Below are 22,415 nucleotides of genomic sequence, written 5' to 3'. Positions count from 1 at the left end.
AAACGAGCGAAAACTATGTGTACAGCTATTGTTTCACTCTGGCCACTAAAAAACGAGAATTGGTTGAGAATATAAAGAATATTATTAAAATAATAACGATAAAGAACGGGTTTTTGATGAGAAAATATCATCATTGTTCTCGTTATTTGAGATTTCTGGTCCTGAGCTAATTCAGCTTCATAGCTTGTCTTTTCGGCAACATCCTGGGAGTTTTGTCGTGTTAAGAATCCAGATAAAATAATGAAGCGATATAAGCTAGAGTCCGAGACATCTGAACGAGAGCAAAAGGAATAGTAATGGTGAGTATGGCTGTGGGAGTGTGTCCCACATCTGTCCAACCGTTGTGCTATTTCCGGTGGGAAGCCGAGGAACCCCGTGGTGTTATTCAGATCGTCCACGGTTTGGGAGACCATGCTCAGCGTTACAGCACACTAGCAACCAAACTCGCAGAAGCGGGATACAGTGTTTACGCTCCCGACCATATCGGCCATGGTGTGACAGGAAAAATGCATGGGGACTTCGGAAGGTTCCCCACTAATGCCCATGACAAGGTGATTCAGAGCGTTGAAGCAATGAGGCGCCTCATCCAACAGCGGCACCCCGGTCTGCCCCTCATCATTATCGGTCATTCCTGGGGTAGCTTCCTTGCCCAGCAGTATTGTCTCCGCGCCAACGGTACAGTCCAAGGCCTTGTATTGACCGGAACGAGTTTCCTCCCTATCGAAGTGCCACCGGATTTCTTCGACTTCAACCGTAAATGGCGGAATAACCCGGACTGCGAATCCAATGAATGGCTCACGCGTGACCCGGACGTCCGTAAAGCTGCGCGGGACGACCCCTACATGGTCGACATCTTGCAGAACTTCATGTACGAGCGGCCAGAGGAAGCCTTCAAACTCTTCACCCCCCTTCCCAACCCCATCGAGTATCCCTTCTCTCTGCTCATTCAGAGTGGGGAGGACGACCCCATGTCTTTCGGTATCTGCGCAGTAGAAATTCTGGCAGAGGGCTACCGCTCCATTGCAGAGCTGGCAGATGTGACGTTGATTCGGTATCCCGGGGCACGGCACGAGGTCTATAACGAGATCAACAAAGATGAAGTGATAGGCGACCTCATCAACTGGTTACACGAACGCTTCTAAAAACATGGGAGGGTTCCCTCTAGACAGCCGTATGCTCCGTCACAGGGGCAGTACACTGGCTTAGTTACGTACTAGCACTCTTATCAGCGCTGCCCGCCGCGTCATCATCGTCATCGCTTGTCGCACGTGCAGCCAGCGCATCCGCAATGCGTTTGTGCGCACCGGCCAGTAATTCCTCGCAGCGCTGCCCCAGCTCTTCCCCACGTTCCCATAACGCCAGGGAATCATCCAGGCTGAGACCTCCCTGCTCGAGTTGCCGGACAGTACTCACTAACTCCTCCCGCGCCTCTTCATAGCTGAGCTCTGCAACAGGCTGGGGGCCGTCATTCTTCTGAGCCATCACTGGCCTCCTTTACTGTGGATAAACGGGGGCTGGCCTGCGTTCCCAATACCGCAGCAGACACCACACCGTCACTGGCGCGAACTCGCAACTGCGCGCCGGGGGGAGCATCATCAATCGAGCGCAACACAGCAGTCTCGCCGGTGGGTCGCTGTACCTGCACAATGGAATAGCCACGGGCCAAAGTATGAAGGGGCCCCAAAGCAGTCAACTGAGTTGTGGCGGTGGCGATGCGGTTCTCCTCGTTAGCGAGAATAAGCGTCATCTGTCTCTGTAACTCCTGTCGTGCTCGCTCACTTTCCTGGAGACGAGGCTCGATGAGAGTTGCGGGAAGGGCTATTACCGGGCGCGAGGTCAGACTATCGACCAACGCACGTTCCCTCCTCACCCACTGGCGGAGGGCCTGGGCATTCCGAGCCTGTAATTCCCGTACCAGAGCACGCTCAGTTACCACATCGGGAACCACCTTTTTCGCAGCATCAGTGGGGGTCGCGGCTCGCAGGTCAGCCACATAGTCAAGAAGCGGAACATCTGGTTCATGGCCGATAGCGGACACCACCGGTGTCGTAGCGCACGAAACTGCCCGCACGAGTGTTTCATCGGAGAAGGGAAGAAGATCCTCTATCGAACCGCCGCCACGCGCAATGATGATGACATCTACAGCGGGATCCGCATCAAGGAGACGCAATTGTTCCACTACTTCTGGCACACAGCGGGCACCTTGTACCGTCGCATAGCGTACCGCAAACTGAACCTCGGGCCAGCGGGTGTGTGCGACGGACAGGACATCTCGTTCAGCTGCAGAATTCCGGCCGGTGATGAGTCCAATTGTCCGGGGGAGATAGGGCAGAGGGCGTTTGAGCTCGTTGGAAAATAGCCCCTCTGCGGCGAGCTGTTGCCGGAGACGCTCTAGACGCGCTAACAGCTCTCCCATGCCTGCTTGCCGTAGGCCCTTTGCCATAAGGGAGAGAGAACCATTCCCTTTGTAGAGAGTGAAACTTCCGTGCACAATAACACGGCTGCCTTCTCCAATGAGGCCATCAGTAAGTAGACGAGACGGGCAGGTCACCTGCAGAGAGATTGTCTCTGCCAGATCCCTTAGCGAAAAGTAGGAGTAGTAGGACTGACGGCGAAGTTTCAACTGCGTAATTTCGCCTTCCACCCAGGCGTCGCCCAGTCGATCAATCCAGGATGCGACGAGCGAGGACACCTCGCGCACCGGGTATGGGTGATCTGCGGACATCGCTGGCGTACGGCCGCTGGAGGCGGACGTGGCCGCGTGCTGCGCGGTGGAACTCTGTTCGGTAAAGCTCCGTTCAGTGGAGCTATGCGCGGTGAAGCGTGGATTCATCCGTCACCTCCGTAGGGTCCTCGTAGTGCGCGCTCTGTAAAAGCGGATTTCTTCGTGGTCTCCTCTCGATTGTAGAGAGCAGACGTGCCAAAGCGGGGGATCAACCCGTAGGCTAGAAGAATGCGTAAGGTTCTGCTTGCTTCACCCCGTGGCTACTGCGCCGGTGTTGACCGCGCTGTTCAAACCGTTGAACTTTCCCTGGAACACTATGGAGCGCCCGTTTATGTTCGTAAAGAGATCGTGCACAATCGGCACGTTGTCGATACGTTGACGGAGGCTGGAGCCATCTTCGTCAATGAGGTGGATGAGGTTCCCGAAGGGTCTGTGCTGGTGTTTTCTGCGCACGGTATCGCACCCTCTGTGATGGAAGAAGCGAAGACACGCAATCTCACTACGATTAATGCCACTTGCCCGCTGGTGAAGAAAGTCCATGGCGAGGCCCGTCGGTTTGCCAAGCACGGTAAGGAGATCATCCTCATCGGTCACCGTGGCCATGAAGAGGTAGAGGGCACGGCTGGTGAAGCACCGGAGCAAACGTATGTAGTGGAAGGGCCGGAGGATGTGGCTGCACTCCAGGTGAAGGATCCCAGTAGCCTAGTGTGGCTCTCGCAGACCACGCTGAGTGTGGACGAGACGAAAGACACGGTGAAGGTTCTTCATGATCGTTTCCCTGAAATTAGCGATCCTCCGTCCGACGATATTTGTTACGCCACACAGAACCGTCAAGGTGCGGTGAAAGCGATGGCGGAGCAATGCGATGTCGTCATTGTGGTGGGTTCCCGGAACTCCTCTAATTCAGTGCGTCTGCGGGAAGTCGCAGAGCAAGCTGGGGTAAAGAAGTCCTATCTGGTGGATTATGCCCATGAAATCGATGATGCTTGGCTGGAAGATGCGGAGACAGTCGGAGTCACCTCGGGTGCATCTGTACCCGAGGTGCTCGTTGAAGAAGTGGTCGCCTACCTTTCTGGGCAGGGCTTCGACCATGTTGAAGAAGTTGAGACGGTGCGGGAAGACATGAGTTTCCAGCTTCCCCCGGAAATCCGCAAAGCCGCTGGCTGCTGACGGCCTGATCCGAAACGAGACGAGCTGGGCAGAAAACGCCTAGTCGACTTGTGCTAGCCCGCGTTCAGAGAGTCCGACAAACGTCTAACAGGAATGGAACAGGCGCGATAAGAAAGGGCGCTAGCGGGTGGAACGCCCACGCGTTGTGTCGCCGTGCTGGCGTGGATCTCCGTAAGGACGGTAGGGGCCACCAGCTGCGCTCCGCTCGTAGCCACTGGCATTCCCGTACGGTGTCCGTTGCGTGCCATCCATACGAGGATCGGGGTAGGGGCGGTCGGCAGTGCGTCGTGCCCGGCCTTGTGGGGCGTAACCACGTCCATCAGCCGTTGCTCCGGTGGGCCCGTAGGGGGGTCGTCCAGCGACAGAGCCGGGGCCGGGGCGACGCCGTAGCATGCGTGGGTCGTCTGCTTCAACACTTCCGTTTCCTACATATGGGGGACGGTTTCCACGTTGTGGGTAGGGCCAGGCACCTGCGCGCTCATCACGAGAAGTGCCGTTTTCCGGCCGGTAAGGGCGCCGGGGGCCCGGAACACCGTCCGCAGCATTGCGGAAGGCGGCACGCCGGCGAGCCATCTCCTGTTGGACACGGGGATCACGAGGGTCGAGGCCCTGCCGGCGTGCCGCCACAATGGCGGCGAGGCGTTGGCGCTCTTCCGGGGTAAGGGGGCCACGACGGCGGCGCTGTGGGCCACCATTTGAGCCGGGGTAGTTGTGGAACTGCCGAGTGCCGGAAGCCTCCCCCGCAGGATGAGCAATTCGCGGAATGGTTGCTCCCTGAGAATGGGCCATTGGGCGGGGCCGGGGTGTATTGGTACGTCGTTCGGAGGACGCTGAGACGGAGGACACCGATGCTCCGGATGCTGCCAGCGGGCGCCGCTGGGTGCCTGAGGTAGAACGTTGGGTGCTTTCTACGTCCCGTACGCGGCTTTCGTTTGTCCTCTTTGCCGCGGAGCCATTGGCGGGGGTATGGCCAGCGCGGGAGGGTGAGGTGTCGGACTGTGTGCGCTTGGGTTTATCAGTGCCAGTCGCGCCGGAAGCGTCCTGGTGGGATGTCCTAGTGGACTCCTTCTTCATGAAGAGGGAGACAATCCAGAGAGAGCTCCATCCGTGGTTGACCACCATGAAGGCGATCCGGACGATAGCAACGGCCGCGGCAAGGCCCAGTGCGGTGAGCATGACTGGGACATCGGTTACGAACGGGATACCGATTTTGATGATGGCTACTTTGGAGCCTTTTTGACCGGACGCCACCATGCTCAGGAAATAGAACAGTGGGTAGGCGATGGTATAGCCCAACACCGGCATGACTGTGGCGGTAAAGAGGGCGTCGAATTCTGCAAAGACTGTGCAGGCTACCGCACAGATCACGAAAACGACGGCGAAAGGAACGCCCAAGTCTTTGGTGAAAAGGCTGAGCAGCATTCCCACGATGATAGCGACAGCATAGATTGCCAAGACTCCCCACCACGGGACACCACGAATCGGCCGGATAAGGGAGCGTTTCCTCTCCGGCGTGGAAGCATCCGCGCGGTAGTTGATGAGCACAGATCAACTTTACCGGGAAGATACCTACTTATCGGAAACTGCACGCGGGCAAGCGTCGATTTCTCTTGGACTTGTAACGGTATGTGAACCGGAAATTCCGTACCCTTCCAGCTTTCGAGCTGTGACAATCAGACGAGATTCTGCTGACCCCACAGCAGAGTTATAGGAGTCTACTGCTTTGCCCAATTGCATACCCAGGGCGTTGAGATGCTGGGTGACGGCTCCGATACGTTGATACAGCTCATGGCCTAGTTTTTGGATTTCGTGAGCTTCCTTAGTGATGGTCTCATGCTGCCACGTCAGTGCAACTGTACGGAGCAGTGCGATGAGCGTGGTGGGGGTACTGAGCAGCACATTGCGCGAGAACGCGTAGTCCAAGAGGGTGGGATCCTCCTGGAGAACTGTGTCCAGAAAAGGTTCGCTGGGGAGAAACATCACCACAAATTCTGGAGAAGAGAGGAATGCCTCCCAATAGCTCTTCTTTGCCAGCGCATCGATGTGGGAACGGACGGCGCGTACACACGCTTGGCGGGCATTCTGCTGGGTGGTGAGGTCAGTGGCGTTGACGGCAGTGAGATAAGAATCGAAGGGAACCTTTGCATCGACGATGATGCTGCGTTGACCAGAGAGGTGAACGACGAGGTCTGGACGTTGTGCGCCATTCTCACCGTGCACCTGATGTTGTGTGGAGAAGTCACAGTGCTTTGCCATGCCAGAAAGCTCAACGACTCGTTCAAGCTGGATCTCCCCCCAGCGACCACGAACATTAGGGGAGCGGAGGGCGGAGGAGAGCCGGGTGGTCTCTTCGGTAAGTGCCCGTGAACTTCGTTGCATTGCGAGGACGGACTCGGTGAGCTGAGAATACTCGTGTATGCGCTGTCGCTCGAGTTGTTCCATATGTTGGTTAAAACCGTTGAGGGACTGCTCAAGGGGGGCGATGACGGGAAGCACGATGTCAGAGACAGAATCTGACTGCTGTTGCAGTAGCTCTTGGGAGAGCACAGCCTGCTGGGTGATATCACGGCGATTCGCCCAGGAATTTCCGCGGGCTAACCAACCAATGATGATCCCGAGGAGTAAACCGGCAGCCACAAGCGCGACGATGGCAAAAACGTTCATGGTGCCGTTGTACCAAAAGGGTGTAACAAAAAGCCTGGCTGACAGTAGATGTCAGCCAGGCTTTAGCGGCTGAGGAGGGCATGCGCGGTGAAGTGACCGCAGTACCGTTCTCCAGTGTGGGCTCAGACAGGGCTAGTCGTCCTTCTTCTCCCCATCGTCTTTATCGGTGTCGACAATGCCGGTTTGCAGCGGAGGCTTGCGGGTACTGATGTGCCCCACGATTTCGCCGGTAGCGTCATCCTGCATCATCGTGTCGATGAGGTCGTCGTCACTGGTGTGAGCTGTGCCATTTGCTGTCTCTGTGGCAGTACGCACCAGGGCACCTGCTTCAAAAGTAGCGGCAGTGGAGCCATCCCCTGCCGGGGAGGTGGTACGTCCATCCTGCACAAAGTTACGGAGACTGCCGGAGCGCTGACGCAGCCAGCGAGCCATCTTTGTTTCGGGTTGCGTAGCAGGCTGTTTCTTCACCACGATCTTCGCCCGTTCATCCCACGACTCCACGATGTAGCGAATGATAACGGCGATAATGGCGGCACAGGGCACAGCCAGGAAAGCACCGATAATACCGTAGAGGGTGCCACCAGCGGAGACCACGAGGAGCACAATCACGGGGTGAAGGTTCATCGCGTTGGACTGCAGGATAGGGGAGAGGACGTTACCTTCCAGTTGCTGCACAACCAGAATGATGACAAGCATAATAATGCCAGCCTTGAGGGATACACCCACCGAGGCTACGACGACCGCCAAAAAGCCGGAGACGAAGGCGCCAACGATGGGGATAAAACCGCCCATGAAGGTGATGAGTGCCAATGGTCCAGCGAGTGGCACACCCAATACCACCATGCCAATTCCGATGAACGTGGCGTCGATAGCAGACACAATGCCCTGGGTGCGGATAAAGCCGCCGAGGGTGCTCCAGCAGCGGAGGGAGAGCTCTTCGATATGAGCGGAGGCAGGCATACCAACGACTCGTTTCACCCACGGCAGAACCTTCGATCCATCCTTCAGGAAGAAGAAGCACAGCATCAATGTGATGACCAAAGTCACGAGGACGGTGGAGGCGGCAGACACTCCATTAATGGCGGCAGAGGCGATCTGGCTAGCGGAGGACTGAATCTTCTCTGTCACGGTCGCCACAACTCGGTCGAGTTGTGCCTGGTTGACGTTGAAGGGCGGACCGAGTAACCATTCCTGCAGGCTGCGGACACCTTTTACGGTTTTTTGTGATAGCGGTCCTACCTGGGAAGCGACGCTCGGGGCAATGGCGGAAAGAATACCGGTGACGATACCGAGTACGACTAGAAGTGCTCCGAGGGATGCCAGCCAGCTGGGGACTTTATGGTTAATAAGCCAGCGGACGGGCGGCCAGAGAGCGGAGCAAATGATGAGTGCGAGGATGGTGGGCAGCAGACCTACCCACACAAACTGGCATAGTTTGTAGAGGATGTAGCCGGCCGCGACGACCAGGATAAACCGTAGGCACCACATGGCCAAGGAACGGAGGTCCTGTCCGATGACAGCGGAACGGCTGGTGGCATGCATGCGCCTTGACGAGGGATGCTCACGCTCGTCCTTTTTTTCTTTTTTCTCGGTTTTTCTGTCAGCAGAGGACGAGTCCGTCTTCTTGCCGTCGTCAGTGGCGAAAACAGAGATGGCCTTCTCCGCCAGTTCTGGTTTGCTGGATTTATCAGACATTCGGGACTCTCTAGTGAGACCCACTACCGTCGGCCTCCGATAAGAGAGACTGATCAGTAGTGGGTACTGTGGACAATCTTTTCTATTGTACGTGTGATCTATTCGTCATTGTCAGCCGTAGTGTCTGGATGGCGGACCAAATGGATGCTGCTAGCGAGCAAACCGCCCCAAATGATGACGAGGAACAATACCATCATGACGATGGATCCTGCGCTCATTTCTTTTCCTCCTCAATGTCAGCAGCGGCTGCGGGAGCAACATTCAGTTGCTCGGGGTGATGCTTTGCTAGCCATTGCCGGTAGTAGGGATGCTGATATTCAGTGGTCAATTCGGGAGTAAAGAGTGGCCCATCCAGATGCACCACCCGGTCATTCCACTTGAAAGCGGTCAGGACAACGGCAAACACCAGTGCGAAGAGAATACTGCCCCAGCCGAAAACAGCGAGGAACCAGGTGGGGTAATTGTCGTAGCCGTGCCGGATGATGTTGGAGAACTCGACGAAGAGCATCCAGGCCAGTGCAACCGGCGTGATGATGGAGATGCACACATTCCACCATTTACCAACTGGCAGGGAGGACACCGAGATGAGGTGTTTGTGGAGCTCTTCGACGCGCCGGTAGACCCAGGCAATAAGAATCAAGGTAACGAGTGCGTTGAGAGCAATGCCGTTGTTAATGAACTTGTCCACCACCGAAAGAACGTTGACGCCTGAAGTGGTGGCAAAGAGGACAACGGAAATAATGGTCATGGGGATACCAGTGATGAGAACCGCCGGAACACGTCGCAGGCCGAACTTGTCCTGGAAGGCAGCGGCAACCACTTCCACAAGACTGATGGAGGAGGTAAGTCCAGCCAGCACCAGGCTAAGGAAGAAGAGAACACCGAAGATCGGGCCACCCGGCATTTGGGAGATGACCGAGGGGAAGGCGATGAACGCCAGGCCGATACCGTTGGCTGCCACGTTGTCTACGCTCGTGCCTTGCTGATGAGCGAGGAAGCCAAGTGCGGCAAAAACGCAGATGCCAGCGAGAACCTGGAAGGACGTGGTAGCGAAAGCAACAACCAAGCTAGAGCCCGCAAGGTCGGTGCGCCGCTTCAGGTAGGAGCTGTAGGTGATCATGATGCCGTAGCCCACGGAGAGTGAGAAGAAGATCTGGCTGTAGGCGGCGATCCACACTTTGCCGTCCGTCAGCAAGTTCCAGTTTGCGTGGAAGAACACCTCCAGGCCGTCAGCAGCACCTGCCAGGAAGAGAGAGCGGACGACCAGGATGAGGAAGAGTACAGCGAGCAACGGGACGAAGAACTTGGACATATTGCCCACGCCGTTCTGCACACCGAAGGCGAGAGTTCCGACGGTAATGACCCAGACGATGATGAGGGGGATCAGGACGGCCGGGACAAAATCTACGCTCAGAGAGCTTTGAGCTTGGAGGAAATCCTGGTTAAAGAAGGTAGCGGGGTCGCTTCCCCATGCTTCCTTCACGGAGTACACCATGTAGGCGCAGGACCACGCAATGATAACGGAGTAGTAGCAGGCGATGACAAAACAGATGCCGACCTGGAACCATCCTAATGCTTCAGTTCGTTTGGTGAAGCGGCGGAAGGTAAGGGGTGCGCCACCGCGGTAACGATGCCCCAATGCGTAGTCTAAGAAGAGCATAGGGATACCTGCGGTGAGCAACGCTACCAGGAAGGGGATGAGGAAAGCGCCGCCCCCGTTTTGGTACGCAACGTAGGGGAAACGCCAAATACTACCAAGGCCAATGGCCGAGCCGATGGCCGCCAGAATGAAGACTGAGCGCTTGGAGAAAGTCTCGCGCTGGGCTGGTGCTTTACTACTCATGCATATCCTGACGGGTCGGGAGAACACGGGGTTCGTCACGAGTGCGTTCTCTCAACGTATGGTGGCGGACAAAAGACCTTTACACGAGCAGGGGAGCCTAAGTGGGTTAGGCAGGCCGCTCCTGTAAAAGAGGAAAACCCCGCTCTATCTTATGCCGGGGGATCCTGGGTGACAGCATTTCCTTCATCGTGAGTTTCACTGTGGCGTCTCTGTGCGCAGTCCTCTTCGGGTCGGCGAACCGCACCTTTGTCTACTTCAGCGGCAGCTGGCCAGGGGAGAAGCGGCAGGAGGAGGGCGATGATGAAGAAACACAGAATGGGCAGCCAACCGAAGGCGAGCAGTGCCCACTGGTGGTAGTTCCCATATCCCTCTGTGACGATGGAGTGGACTTCAGTAGCCAGAATGATGAGCAAAACGGCGGGGGTGAGTAGCGAAACGCAGAACCGCCATGGCCACCCTACGTGACGGGAAGAGAGGGCATTGAGGTGCGTTTGCAGGATGGGGAGGTGGTGGAGTCCCCAACTGATGGTGAGCATAGCGACAATGGCGGCACTGACAATACCGATGGAGCACACGAACTTGTCGAAGATATCGAGCGTACTGGAACCAGTGGTGGTGGGGAAGAGAAGGATTGAGGCAATGAGGAGGGGCAGAATGACGGCGGTAGTGGCAGCCCAGCGGGCCAAGCCGAATTTATCCCGAATGGCGGCAATGCACACCTCCACCACAGAGATTTGCGAGGTCAGACCAGCGATGGCGAGGCATCCGAAGAACACCACGCCAAACACGGTGCCGCCGGGCATTTGCGAAATGATGGTGGGGAAGGCGATGAAGGCTAGACCGATGCCGCCTTCCGCGACGTCACCCACCTGCTGCCCAGAACTCACTGCGAGGAAGCCCAGGGTAGCGAAGACACCGATACCCGCCAACGCCTCGAAGGACGAGTTGGCGAAAGCCACCACGTACCCTGTGCCCACCAGGTTCGTTTTGCGCTTGAGGTAGGAACTGTAGGTAATCATGACAGCGAAGCCGACGTTCAACGAGAAGAAAATCTGTCCGTAGGCGGCAATCCATACTGTTGGATGTAGGAGAGACTCCCATTTCGGGGTGAAAAACACATTGAGGCCTTCAGCTGCGCCGGGCAGGAAGAGCGCGCGAATAACGAGGGAAGCGAAAAGGATAACGAGGACAGGCACGAATACGCGGTTAAGGCGGCCGATGCCGTTCTCTACCCCGAGAGCCATGACGATGACGATGACAGCCCACACCAGCAGGAGGGGAATGAGGAGGTTCGGCACCATGTGGAGTCCAAAGCCGTCTGCTGCTTTATGGAGGAAGGATTCGTTGAAGAAGCGTGCCGGGTCGTTACCCCATTCTTGGCGGAAGCTGTAGCCCATATAGCGGACTGCCCAGGCGATGATGATTGGGTAGTAAAGGGCAATGAGAAAAGCAATAAATACCTGGAACCAGCCGGCGAATTCACCCCATTTGCTGATACGACGGAAAGCTAGCGGTCCGGAGCCACGGTAGCGATGCCCCAAGGAGTATTCCAGGATGAGCAGCGGGATGCCGGCAGTGAGCAGTGCGCACAGATAGGGGATGAGGAAGGCACCGCCTCCGTTTTGGTATGCGACGTAGGGGAAGCGCCAGATGTTGCCAAGGCCTACGGCAGATCCAATAGCCGCCATAATGAACACTGAACGACGGGAGAACGTCTCGCGGGAAGCAGGCGTTGAGTGGTCTGTGTTTACTGCAGTCACTCTTGTAACAATAGCGGTAGAGGCGATTGCGTGGGTACCAGGTAAAGTGAAGAATCGTGAGCCTTACTCTTGGAATTGTCGGTCTGCCCAACGTAGGCAAGTCGACCCTTTTTAATGCCTTAACCAAAAACGATGTGCTGGCTGCGAACTACCCCTTCGCCACTATCGAACCCAATGTCGGTGTGGTGGAGTTGCCGGATGCTCGTCTTCCCAAACTGCAGGAGATGTTTAACGCTAAGCGCATCGTGCCGGCCACGGTGTCCTTCGTCGACATTGCCGGCATTGTGAAGGGCGCCTCGGAGGGCGAAGGCCTGGGCAATAGGTTCCTTGCTAATATCCGCGATTCGGATGCCATCTGCCAGGTGGTGCGCGTTTTCGGTGACCCCGACGTGGTGCACGTGGCAGGCAAGGTAGACCCGCTTGATGATATTCAGGTGATTGAAACCGAGCTCATCATTGCGGATCTGCAGACCATCGAGAAGGCGCTGCCGCGTCTCGCCAAGCAGGCAAAGCAGGACAAGTCCCTGAAGAAGCAGGTAGCGGAAGTGGAGAAGGCGCAGGCGATCCTGGAAAACGGGGACACGATCTTTTCCCGTGCAGATGAGGTTGAGGGGGATCTCCTCTACGAACTGCACCTGCTAACCACCAAACCCTTCCTTTATGTTTTCAATGCGGACGAGTCCATCCTCACGGACGAGGCTCGTAAGCAGGAACTGCGCGAGCAGGTAGCGCCGGCAGAGGCCATTTTCCTGGACGCCAAAGTGGAGGCGGAGCTGGTGGAGCTGGATGACGAGGATGCCCTTGAACTCTTGGAGTCCATTGGCCAGGATGAACCCGGTTTGGCACAGCTGGCGCGGGCTGGCTTCCACACGCTCGGTCTCCAGACCTATCTCACTGCCGGGGAGAAGGAAGTCCGAGCGTGGACGATTCACCAGGGCGATACTGCTCCGAAGGCGGCTGGCGTCATCCATAGTGACTTCGAGAAGGGCTTCATTAAAGCCGAAATTGTCTCCTACGACGACCTCATTGAGCATGGCTCCATCAATGACTGCCGGGCTGCCGGCAAGGTTCGCATGGAAGGTAAGGACTACGTCATGCAGGAAGGCGACGTCGTCGAGTTCCGTTTCAATGTGTAGCAGCTGCACGGCCTAGCGCACGGCGAACAGTTATAGAAAGCAGCTGGGGTGCTGCCACGCGTGAAGTGGCAGCACCCCAGCTGTGCGTACGGCAGACAATGTTTGCGAGGGAGTTATGCCTCAGGGGGGATGAGCGGGTGGGAGATCCACTTCGGCATAATTAATCCTCTCCGGGCTTGACGAGGATGCGGATGGGATTACCGCGGTGGTTCTTCAGGTCGTCGATACCTTGCTTAATGTCAGTCAGTGGAATGACCTTAGTGACCGACTCAGTAAGATCCAGCCGTCCATAGGACAGCATCTCTGCGAGCATGGCGATGTCCTGGCTCTTGTAACCGAGGTGGCCACGGATCTGCTTGCGGTGCAGGTTAAAGTCGAGGAAGGGGCCACCGTCAATTTCTTGGGCGGAGAGGCCAACCGAGACTGCGCGTCCGTCAACATCGAGAGACGCCACGCAGGCGCGCAGGGTAGGAGTGATGCCAACGGCGTCAAAGGCGACATCGATCATGCGTCCATCGGTAATATCCTCGATCTTCTGCATCAGGTCAGGATCATCGCTGCGGAGGGTGTAGTCCGCGCCGAGCCGCTTTGCACGTTCCAGGACAGTGTCGTTGAGGTCGATGGCGATAACAGGCACACCACCGGCCAGCTTGGAGAGTTGGACGAGGTGTGCGCCGACACCACCAACGCCCCAGACTGCCACTGAATTACCCATGTGGACATGGCCGGTACGCACTACTGCTGCGTAGGGGGTAGATACGGCATCTGCGAGGAGAGCAGCCTGATCCATGGGAACATTGTCGGGTATCTTTGTTAGGCCCGCAGACTGGGCCACGTGGTACTCTGCCCAGGCTCCGTCGTAGGCAAAAGACATGAGGTGGAGGTCGAGGCAGTCGGTGTAGGCTCCACGGCGGCACTTGCGGCATTTACCGCAGGGGCGGCCGGCAGAGGGAATAACTCGGTCTCCTTCCTTCCATCCAGTGACACCAGGGCCAAGTTCGACAATGGTGCCGGAGGCTTCGTGGCCTTGTGTGACGACAGGGACTCTAGCGGGGAATGCACCGCTAATAAGGCTGAGGTCGGAGTGGCAGATACCGCAGTACGCAACTTTGATGAGTACTTCGCCGGGGCCGGGGTGCGGGATCGGGATTTCCTCAAGGGAGATCGAGCGATCCGCTGCGTGAAAACGCTCTGCGAGCATAGTTTCGGTCATCATGGATCCCTTGTTTGTGCGTCGGTTTCTGTATCGACGCTCCTAAATATGAGCATAATCACATATGCGCATAGATATGTCTAGAATCATGATCGGAATCTGTGCTAGCGCACGAAATACGTGCCTGAAAGCCCTACCTCTGTGGAGTGAACTCCGTCGATGACACATGGTTGAACCTGTAATAGCAGGTCAGCCCATTCTTTGTGAAAACTATCCGAAAACTCTAAGGCAACTTCTCGCATGGAAACTTGCCGAAATGCACAGTGGAAAATAGCAATTTTTCCCTGAATAGCTAGATAATGACGAAGCTCGTCGCCCCTCACCTCGATACACCAGTTATTCCACTCGTCAGATACTGGCGTGCAGGAATAGCGGAGAAGAGGCCGGTCGGTGCCACTGTCGTCACGATAATTCCATCCTTCATGGGGGAGAGGGTAAGCATCCCAGAACCAGAGGAATGGCATGAGAACATTCACTTGGGGTTCCTTACATCCGGGGGATGCGCCCATGCTGGCAAACAGCTCGGGGATAGAGGTCGACTTCGATGCATTGTCGGTGACCCCACATTGCCGGGACCGTACTCGCCCCGCACCCAAGCTCAGGTCGTATACCGTCACCCATTCGGAAGGAGCAGGGTCGATAGACGACAGCTCCTCAACTGGCCATAGCTCAGTGGGGAAGGAAGAGGGACATGGCCACAAGGTGGCGGCAGTTTCAGTCATAGCGCTAGCCTACGCGGCAGCTTTCCGCGCGGCGAGGAGGAGGGGGAGGGCTTCGCTGGCACTCATCCGGAGGCTGACATCGCAGAGAGAGGATTCTGGCGTGCGAGCAGGGTTGATCTCGATGACGGGTTTTTCTGCGTGGGCGGCGATGCGAGGAAGTGTTGCGGCTGGCTGGACTACCGCTGATGTTCCTACTGTGAGGTACACATCACAATGTTCTGCGGCAGCGACGCTGCGTTCCCAAGGAATGTGGGGGAGCATTTCTCCAAACCACACAATGTCCGGGCGGATGGGTGCACCGCAGTAGGGGCAGACAGGTGGTTCTGCGCGTAGCACTTCCTCGCTGGGAATATCGACGGGGTGGGGGTAGTCGGATCGACATTCCGAGCAGATGAAATGGAAAAGTGTGCCGTGGACGTGCTCAACTTGCGTAGACCCTGCTCGTTCGTGGAGGTCATCTACATTCTGGGTGCAGATACGGACGTCGGCATAGTGTTCCCAGCGGGCAAGGGCCTGGTGGGCGGCGTTAGGTTGGACGTCGCGGACAAGCGAGTTTCGCCACAGGTACCAGGCCCACACCATCTGGTGGTCCTGTGCCCATGCCTCTGGGGTGGCAAGAGTTTGTGGGTCGAACTGTTCCCAGAGGCCACTTTGGGAGGTGCGATATGTGGGAATCCCTGATTCGGCGGATATTCCTGCACCAGAAAGGATGGCGACGTGAGCGGCATCAGCGCAGAGGCGCTGTGCTTCTTGGAGGAGAACTTGCTGGTCAGTCATAGTTCTCATGCTAGAACAGAAATCTTCGCTGGGGGCGAAAATATATACTTGAGTCTATTCGTATCAAGAGTTATAGTCATTACTGTCATAGTTGATCTTGATCGGCTCAACTTAGATCACGAAAACAACGAACGCCTCTACTGACACCACCACAAAGGAGGTGGCCACTATGGCTACTGCAACATTCGATCCGTTCCGCGAGTTTGAGCGTCTCTTTACCGGCGTCTCCACCCCGCAGAGTTCCAACCTCTCGATGGACCTTTACAAGAAGGGTGACGTGTTCGTCGCAGAGATCGATATGCCGGGCGTTGACCCTGCTTCGATTGATATTGATATTGACGACCGTACCCTTACTGTGCGTGCCGAGCGTTCTTCGGTGTCCGGAGAGGACATTGAGTGGCTCACCCGCGAACGACGTAACGGCACGTTTGCGCGTCAGCTCACGCTGGGGCGCGGTCTTGCCACCGACCGTATTGAGGCAGCCTACGAAGACGGTGTCTTGAAGCTCACCTTGCCAGTGGCAGAGGAAGCCAAGCCTCGGAAGATTACCGTCAACCATGTCATTAAGAGCGATACGGCAGAGCGTAAAGAAGTAGATGGCGCAGCTCATCAATAGAACCCGCCCGCTACATTCACTTGCGGATTAGTACAACTGGTGGGCCCCAAGAGGGGCCCACCAGTTGTACCTTTACCTGGCAGTCTGATCGGCTCATAATCTGCTTTATGTGTGCGTCCCGCAACAATCGTTACTCTAGGATACGAACACTACGTCCCGTGCGCTGACCACAACGCATGCTCGTGCCGGTTACGGAAAGTGCCTTGTCGGTCACTGTGGACTCACGGTGACGACCTCATCGGATCTGGGAACCACATCTGGTGTTCTTCGTCTTTGACAGCCTTGAATGTCCGGTGTCTGGTAAACGAGCGCTTACAGCGGAATCGGGTGCACTGTCGTTGTGTAACTGCCACTGACGTGGATGTAGTGGGAGCAGTCTAGCGAGTGTCTGCCGTGCATCTTGTGAGTTTCGGCCAGTGGGAGGGGTTCGTGTATCAATAGATGCGCTATGGGGGGGAGGTTGTGACATTCGCGATGGAGGGCGTAGAAGTGCTGGCCAAGGAAACAGGTGACCGCACTGCGACTGCGTCCCGGGAGCAGCAAAGGGGGATCCAACCGTCTTTTGGAGAAAATTCTCATGTAGTGGACAATGTCAGTTCTCCAAAATTGTGATATTCGTCACCTCAAAAATGAAAAATCTCAGTTTGCGGGCCTCTTTTTTAGCTAATTACCGCTAGACGGATAGCGCTATTCGAAACGCGGAAAATTCGCCAAAACCTCACGTTGACCAGTAATTATTCGAGTAATAGGCGACTTTCCCGAATTTCACTTAACCGATAAACTGAGTCACGCCTAAATAACACCCTTTTTGGCAGCATTTTCTGAGTGACTAACCGCCACTCACCACAGTTTTCAGCTTGAGGTATCACAACATGACGACGACCACCCCTGTGCTCACCGAATCCCAGCAGGACGCTTGGCACGGTTTCGAACCCGGCAACTGGTCTGATGAAATCGACCTCCGCGATTTCATTCAGCACAACTACACCCCTTACGAGGGAGACGCCTCCTTCCTCGCCGGTGCCACCGAACGCACCACCCACATCTGGAACACCCTCCTCAAGATGTTCCCCGAAGAACGTGAAAAGGGTGTGTACGACGTCTCCTGGGATACCCCCTCAAGCATCACTTCCCACGCACCTGGCTACATCGACAAGGACAACGAACTCATCGTTGGTCTGCAGACCGACGCCCCCCTCAAGCGTGCCATCATGCCCTACGGTGGTTGGCGTATGGTCGTCAAGTCGCTCAAGACTTACGGCTACCCCGTTGATGAAAACCTACAGAACGTCTTCTCCAAGTACCGCAAGACCCACAACGATGGTGTCTTCGACGTGTACCCCGCATCCGTCCGCGCCGCCCGTCACAGCCACATCATCACCGGTCTTCCCGACGCCTACGGCCGCGGCCGCATCATCGGCGACTACCGCCGTGTTGCCCTCTATGGTGTGGATGCCCTCATCGAAGCGAAGAAACGCGACCGCATGTCCCTCGACATGGAATGGGCCAGCGAAGACGTCATCCGCGATCGCGAAGAAAACGCTGAACAGATCCGTGCCCTTATGGAGCTCAAGGAAATGGCCGCCTCCTACGGCTACGACATTTCCCAGCCTGCCCGCAATGCACGCGAAGCTATCCAGTGGCTCTACTTCGCCTACCTCGGTGCCGTCAAGGAACAGAACGGTGCCGCTATGTCCATCGGCCGCAATGCCACCTTCCTGGACATTTACATTGAGCGTGACCTCGCCGAAGGTACCCTCACCGAATCCGAAGCCCAGGAGCTCATCGACGACCTCGTCATTAAGCTCCGCATCGTCCGCTTCCTGCGTACCCCCGAATACGATGAACTGTTCTCTGGCGACCCCACCTGGGTCACCGAATCCATCGCCGGCATCGGTGAAGATGGCCGTCCGCTAGTCACCAAGAACTCCTTCCGCTACCTGCAGACCCTCTACAACATTGGGCCTGCCCCCGAGCCAAACCTCACCGTTCTCTGGTCCCACCAGCTGCCGGAAGGCTTCAAGCGCTTCTGCGCTCAGGTCTCCATCGACACCTCCGCAATCCAATACGAATCCGACGAACTTATCCGCAATAACTGCGGTGACGACGGCGCCATCGCCTGCTGCGTGTCCCCCATGACAGTAGGCAAGCAAATGCAGTTCTTCGGTGCCCGTGTGAACGTCGCCAAGGCGCTCCTCTACGCCATCAACGGCGGCCGCGACGAAATGTCCGGGCACCAGGTTGGCCCCGAAAGTCCCTCTCTCGACGGCGAATACCTTGACTTCGACGAGACTTGGGAGGCCTACAAGCACTTCCTCGGTTGGCTCGCCCAGACCTACGTTGAAGCTCTCAACTGCATCCACTTCATGCACGACAAGTACGCCTATGAGCGACTCGAAATGGCTCTCCACGACTCCGTGGTGAAGCGCACTATGGCCTGCGGTATTGCCGGCCTGTCTGTCGCCGCAGACTCCCTCTCCGCCATCAAGTTTGCCAAGGTTCGCCCGCTCCGCGACGAAACCGGTCTCGCCTACGACTACGAAGTAGAAGGGGAGTTCCCGACCTTTGGTAACGACGACGACCGCGTTGACGCCATCGCCTCCATGATTGTCGAAACCTTCATGGGCATGGTTCGCCAGCACCCCACCTACCGCAACTCCATCCACACCCAGTCCGTTCTTACCATCACCTCAAACGTGGTGTACGGCAAGCACACCGGTAATACCCCCGATGGCCGCCGCAAGGGCGCACCGTTCGCACCGGGCGCTAACCCCATGAACGGCCGCGACACCCACGGTATGCTGGCGTCCGCACTCTCCGTCGCCAAGCTCCCCTTCGAGGAAGCACAGGATGGCATCTCACTCACCAACACCGTCGTCCCCGCTGGCCTCGGTCGTACTAAGGACGAACAGGTCACTAACCTTGTTGGTCTGCTAGACGCCTACAACCTGTCCGATGGCTACCATGTCAACATCAACGTGTTGAACCGCGACACTCTGGAAGACGCCATGGAGCACCCGGAAAACTACCCCCAGCTCACCATCCGTGTTTCCGGCTACGCTGTGAACTTCGTCCGACTGACGCGTGAACAGCAGCTCGACGTCATCAGCCGCACCTTCCACCAGGGAGTCTAAGACCATGGCAGATGGTGTCTCCGGAGCAGTAGTTGTCCAACCCCAGGTAGGGGTAAGCCGGCGGCGGGGAACCGCTGCTGGCGTGGGCACTGCTATCCCCCTGATGGTGCAGGGAAGCTCCTGCCCCACCGCAGACGCCTCCGAGATCACCACCGCACAACGTCGACAGTTGGCCGACCGCCGCGCCGGTTTCCTCGGATCCGTTCATTCGTGGGAACTGGTCACAGCAGTCGACGGACCAGGCACACGCATGACACTCTTCCTCAATGGGTGCCCGCTACGCTGCCAGTACTGCCACAACCCCGATACTCTCAAAATTAAAGACGGCCAATGGCAGACTGTCGACGCAGTGGTCGAACGGCTCAACCGGTATCGGAAGGTCTTCCAGGCAACTGGTGGAGGAATCACCATCTCCGGTGGTGAACCCCTCTTCCAGCCGGAGTTTACCCGCCGTGTGCTCCGCGCCGCCAAAGAACTCGGCATCCACACCTGCATTGACACTTCCGGCTTTCTCGGAGCTAAGTGCGACGACGACATGTTGAACGACATCGACCTCGTCCTCCTGGATGTGAAGAGCGGATTGCCCGATATCTACCAACAGGTCACCGAGCGGAAGCTCACTCCGACCATCGAATTTGGCGATCGCCTGGCTATCGCCCTGAAGCCCGTTTGGGTCCGCTTCGTCCTCGTTCCCGGTCTCACCGACTCCGTGGAGAACGTTGACGCGGTTGCCCAACTGGTCTCTGGCTGGCCCAACGTCCAGCGGGTAGAGGTGCTGCCTTTCCACAATATGGGTGCCGACAAGTGGAACGAACTCGGCCTTGAGTACAAACTCGCAGCAACCCAACCGCCCAGCCCGGAGCTGGTGGAACGGGTCCGCGAACAGTTCCGCTCCTACGGAATGGACGTCTATTAAGGCTCTGTCTGGTCACCAGCGTTCCTCGCAAAAAAAGGAAGTAACCCCCCTGTGAGAGCGATTCTCGCGGGGGGTTACTTCTGCCTGATAATGGTAAGTGCCAGGGCACGACCGAACATTTCTACAGCCCAGGGCGCTTGCCAATGGTCAGCGTGCACTCTTGGGTGTGGGCGAAGAAGTCATTGCCCTTGTCATCGACCACAATGAAGGCGGGAAAGTCTTCTACCTCGATCTTCCACACGGCCTCCATACCGAGTTCGGGGTATTCCAGTACTTCCACCTTCTTGATGCAGTCCTTTGCCAATACAGCGGCGGGGCCACCGATGGAGCCAAGGTAAAAGCCGCCGTACTGCCGGCATGCATCGGTTACCTGTTTGGAGCGGTTGCCCTTGGCAACCATCACCATCGAGCCGCCTTGTGCTTGGAATGGTCCAACGTAGGGATCCATACGTCCGGCGGTGGTGGGGCCGAAGGAACCAGAGGCCATTCCATCAGGGGTCTTGGCTGGGCCGGCGTAGTAGACCGGGTGGTTCTTCATGTAGTCGGGCATCGGTTCGCCAGCTTCAATACGCTCCCGGATCTTGGCGTGTGCGATGTCGCGGGCCACGATCATGGTACCGGTCATCGAGACGCGGGTCTTGATGGGGTACTGGGAGAGGGTCTCCAGGATCTTTTCCATCGGCTGGGCGAGGTCGATCTTTACGGCTGTCTCGTCGCCGCCCTCATGGTCGATGTCAGCATCGGACAGTTCGGGAAGGTACTGGCTGGGGTTGGTCTCGAGCTTTTCCAGGAACACGCCTTCGGGGGTGATCTTCGCCTTGGCCTGGCGGTCTGCCGAGCAGGAGACAGCAATGGCGACGGGCAGCGAGGCACCGTGGCGGGGGAGTCTGATGACGCGGACGTCATGGCAGAAGTACTTGCCGCCGAACTGGGCGCCAATGTCAAGGTGGCGCGTCATATCGAGAACCTTTTCTTCCATCTCGAGGTCGCGGAAGCCGTGGCCGGTTTCGTCGCCGTGAGTGGGGAGAGTGTCGAGGTAACGGGCGCTTGCGTACTTGGCGGTCTTGAGTGCGTATTCGGCAGAGGTGCCACCGATGACGATGCCCAGGTGGTAGGGCGGGCAGGCGGCGGTGCCGAGGCTGCGGATCTTGCCCTCCAGGAAGTGCATCATGGAATCGGGATTGAGGATGGCTTTAGTCTCTTGGTAGAGGTAGCTCTTGTTTGCGGAGCCGCCACCCTTTGCCATGAAAAGGAAGTGGTAGTTGCGGTCGGATTCTGGTGTGGTATCGGCGTACAGTTCGATCTGGGCGGGGAGGTTGCAGCCGGTGTTCTTCTCCTCGTACATAGAGAGCGGCGCATTCTGGGAGTAGCGCAGATTGTCCTGTGTGTAGGCGTTGTAGACGCCGAGGGAGAGGGCGCGCTCATCAGTGCCGTTGGTCAGGACGTACTGGCCGCGTTCACCCTTGATAATGGCGGTGCCGGTGTCCTGGCACATGGGGAGGGTGCCTTCGGCGGCGATGACGGCATTCTGCAGCAGGTTGTAGGCCACGAACTTGTCGTTGTCGCTGGCTTCCGGGTCGTCGTAGATCTTCCGGAGTTGGGCAAGGTGGCTGGCGCGCAGGTAGTGGGCAATGTCGTGCATTGCGGTTTCCGACAGTAAGGCGAGGGCTTCGTCGCTCACCTTGAGGAAGGTCGAGCCGTCCGGTCCTTCTACTGTCTCCACTCCCTCGGAGGTGAGGAGGCGGTATTCGGTGGGATCGGATTGCAGGGGCAGCATGTCTTCATAGAAGAATTCCGGCATCATCATTCCTTGGGCAGAGTGGGGTGATACTCATTTTTAGCCTAAGGTTCTTTTCAGATATCGTCTGCCAAGGTAAGCCTAAGCTATATTAAGAAAATGCCACTTCAACTGCAGTGTTAGGCGCTGTAGACATGTTTATGTGTCAAAAATTACATGCCGCCACCCTGCTGTATCACAGCTCTCAGTGCTGCCACACGCCAGCTCTTCCAGCACACAACAACTGGGTTCCCGTCAAAGAAAGAA

Annotated in this window: 18 protein-coding genes; 6 read left to right on the top strand and 12 right to left on the bottom strand. The window is 56.9% G+C overall.

What is annotated here, in order from left to right; translation table 11 throughout:
• Positions 1-296 precede the first annotated feature (296 nt).
• On the top strand, positions 297-1,142 hold the full coding sequence (locus tag IY73_RS01915; protein WP_053961575.1) for an alpha/beta fold hydrolase: 846 nt from the start codon (positions 297-299) through the stop codon (positions 1,140-1,142).
• Positions 1,143-1,206: 64 nt separating this feature from the next.
• Here the strand turns inward: IY73_RS01915 and IY73_RS01910 are convergent, their stop codons facing one another.
• Together IY73_RS01910 and xseA are read right to left on the bottom strand one after the other, a co-directional pair.
• The gene (locus IY73_RS01910) at positions 1,207-1,482 is read right to left on the bottom strand and encodes an exodeoxyribonuclease VII small subunit (protein WP_053961574.1); all 276 of its coding nucleotides are present in this window, start codon (positions 1,480-1,482) and stop codon (positions 1,207-1,209) included.
• Complete coding sequence (gene xseA, locus IY73_RS01905) at positions 1,466-2,725, bottom strand: exodeoxyribonuclease VII large subunit (RefSeq protein ID WP_053962647.1); 1,260 nt, start codon at positions 2,723-2,725, stop codon at positions 1,466-1,468. Before xseA ends, IY73_RS01910 begins: the two co-directional genes overlap by 17 nt.
• Positions 2,726-2,953: 228 nt before the next feature.
• Between xseA and IY73_RS01900 the strand changes: the two genes are divergently transcribed.
• A complete protein-coding gene (locus IY73_RS01900; protein WP_053961573.1) occupies positions 2,954-3,895 on the top strand; it encodes a 4-hydroxy-3-methylbut-2-enyl diphosphate reductase in 942 nt (313 codons plus the stop codon).
• Between the two features lie 120 nt (positions 3,896-4,015).
• On the opposite strand, the gene IY73_RS01895 is transcribed toward IY73_RS01900, so the two are convergent.
• From IY73_RS01895 to IY73_RS01875, 6 genes are all read right to left on the bottom strand, one after another.
• Positions 4,016-5,440 carry a DUF6542 domain-containing protein gene (locus IY73_RS01895; protein ID WP_053961572.1) on the bottom strand — a complete coding sequence of 475 codons (1,425 nt, stop codon included), beginning with the start codon at positions 5,438-5,440 and terminating at the stop codon, positions 4,016-4,018.
• Between the two features lie 24 nt (positions 5,441-5,464).
• A complete protein-coding gene (locus IY73_RS01890) occupies positions 5,465-6,559 on the bottom strand; it encodes a DNA recombination protein RmuC (protein ID WP_053961571.1) in 1,095 nt (364 codons plus the stop codon).
• Between the two features lie 132 nt (positions 6,560-6,691).
• Positions 6,692-8,254 (bottom strand): AI-2E family transporter, encoded by a 1,563-nt coding sequence (locus IY73_RS01885; RefSeq protein ID WP_053961570.1) that lies wholly within the window; start codon positions 8,252-8,254, stop codon positions 6,692-6,694.
• Between the two features lie 98 nt (positions 8,255-8,352).
• Positions 8,353-8,472 carry a methionine/alanine import family NSS transporter small subunit gene (locus IY73_RS08030; RefSeq protein WP_082345304.1) on the bottom strand — a complete coding sequence of 40 codons (120 nt, stop codon included), beginning with the start codon at positions 8,470-8,472 and terminating at the stop codon, positions 8,353-8,355.
• The gene (locus tag IY73_RS01880) at positions 8,469-10,097 is read right to left on the bottom strand and encodes a sodium-dependent transporter (protein ID WP_053961569.1); all 1,629 of its coding nucleotides are present in this window, start codon (positions 10,095-10,097) and stop codon (positions 8,469-8,471) included. The genes IY73_RS08030 and IY73_RS01880 overlap by 4 nt, the downstream gene beginning before the upstream one ends.
• A gap of 149 nt (positions 10,098-10,246) precedes the next feature.
• A complete protein-coding gene (locus IY73_RS01875; protein WP_197736899.1) occupies positions 10,247-11,857 on the bottom strand; it encodes a sodium-dependent transporter in 1,611 nt (536 codons plus the stop codon).
• Between the two features lie 56 nt (positions 11,858-11,913).
• On the opposite strand from IY73_RS01875, the gene ychF reads away from it, so the two are divergent.
• Positions 11,914-12,993, top strand: coding sequence for a redox-regulated ATPase YchF (gene ychF / locus IY73_RS01870; RefSeq protein ID WP_053961568.1), 1,080 nt, complete (start codon positions 11,914-11,916; stop codon positions 12,991-12,993).
• 160 nt (positions 12,994-13,153) lie between these two features.
• Here ychF and IY73_RS01865 read toward each other — a convergent pair whose 3' ends face one another.
• From IY73_RS01865 to IY73_RS01855, 3 genes are all read right to left on the bottom strand, one after another.
• A complete protein-coding gene (locus IY73_RS01865; protein WP_053961567.1) occupies positions 13,154-14,206 on the bottom strand; it encodes a zinc-binding dehydrogenase in 1,053 nt (350 codons plus the stop codon).
• A gap of 104 nt (positions 14,207-14,310) precedes the next feature.
• Complete coding sequence (locus IY73_RS08285; RefSeq protein ID WP_148417473.1) at positions 14,311-14,928, bottom strand: hypothetical protein; 618 nt, start codon at positions 14,926-14,928, stop codon at positions 14,311-14,313.
• A gap of 9 nt (positions 14,929-14,937) precedes the next feature.
• Complete coding sequence (locus tag IY73_RS01855; protein ID WP_053961565.1) at positions 14,938-15,705, bottom strand: SIR2 family NAD-dependent protein deacylase; 768 nt, start codon at positions 15,703-15,705, stop codon at positions 14,938-14,940.
• Positions 15,706-15,874: 169 nt separating this feature from the next.
• Here IY73_RS01855 and IY73_RS01850 point away from each other — a divergent pair, with 169 nt between their 5' ends.
• The 3 genes from IY73_RS01850 (at position 15,875) to pflA (ending at position 20,371) form a co-directional block, all read left to right on the top strand.
• Positions 15,875-16,321: an Hsp20/alpha crystallin family protein gene (locus IY73_RS01850; RefSeq protein ID WP_053961564.1), complete on the top strand. Its 447-nt coding sequence runs from the start codon at positions 15,875-15,877 to the stop codon at positions 16,319-16,321.
• A gap of 872 nt (positions 16,322-17,193) precedes the next feature.
• Complete coding sequence (gene pflB / locus IY73_RS01845; RefSeq protein WP_053961563.1) at positions 17,194-19,455, top strand: formate C-acetyltransferase; 2,262 nt, start codon at positions 17,194-17,196, stop codon at positions 19,453-19,455.
• Between the two features lie 4 nt (positions 19,456-19,459).
• Complete coding sequence (gene pflA / locus IY73_RS01840) at positions 19,460-20,371, top strand: pyruvate formate-lyase-activating protein (protein ID WP_053961562.1); 912 nt, start codon at positions 19,460-19,462, stop codon at positions 20,369-20,371.
• A gap of 121 nt (positions 20,372-20,492) precedes the next feature.
• Here pflA and IY73_RS01835 read toward each other — a convergent pair whose 3' ends face one another.
• Complete coding sequence (locus tag IY73_RS01835; RefSeq protein WP_053961561.1) at positions 20,493-22,172, bottom strand: fumarate hydratase; 1,680 nt, start codon at positions 22,170-22,172, stop codon at positions 20,493-20,495.
• Between the last annotated feature and the right edge of the window lie 243 nt (positions 22,173-22,415).

It is taken from the genome of Lawsonella clevelandensis, from assembly GCF_001293125.1.
GTDB lineage: Bacteria > Actinomycetota > Actinomycetes > Mycobacteriales > Mycobacteriaceae > Lawsonella > Lawsonella clevelandensis.
The sequence above is the reverse complement of the archived record's forward strand: the minus strand, read 5'-3'. Positions and strand labels throughout refer to the sequence as shown.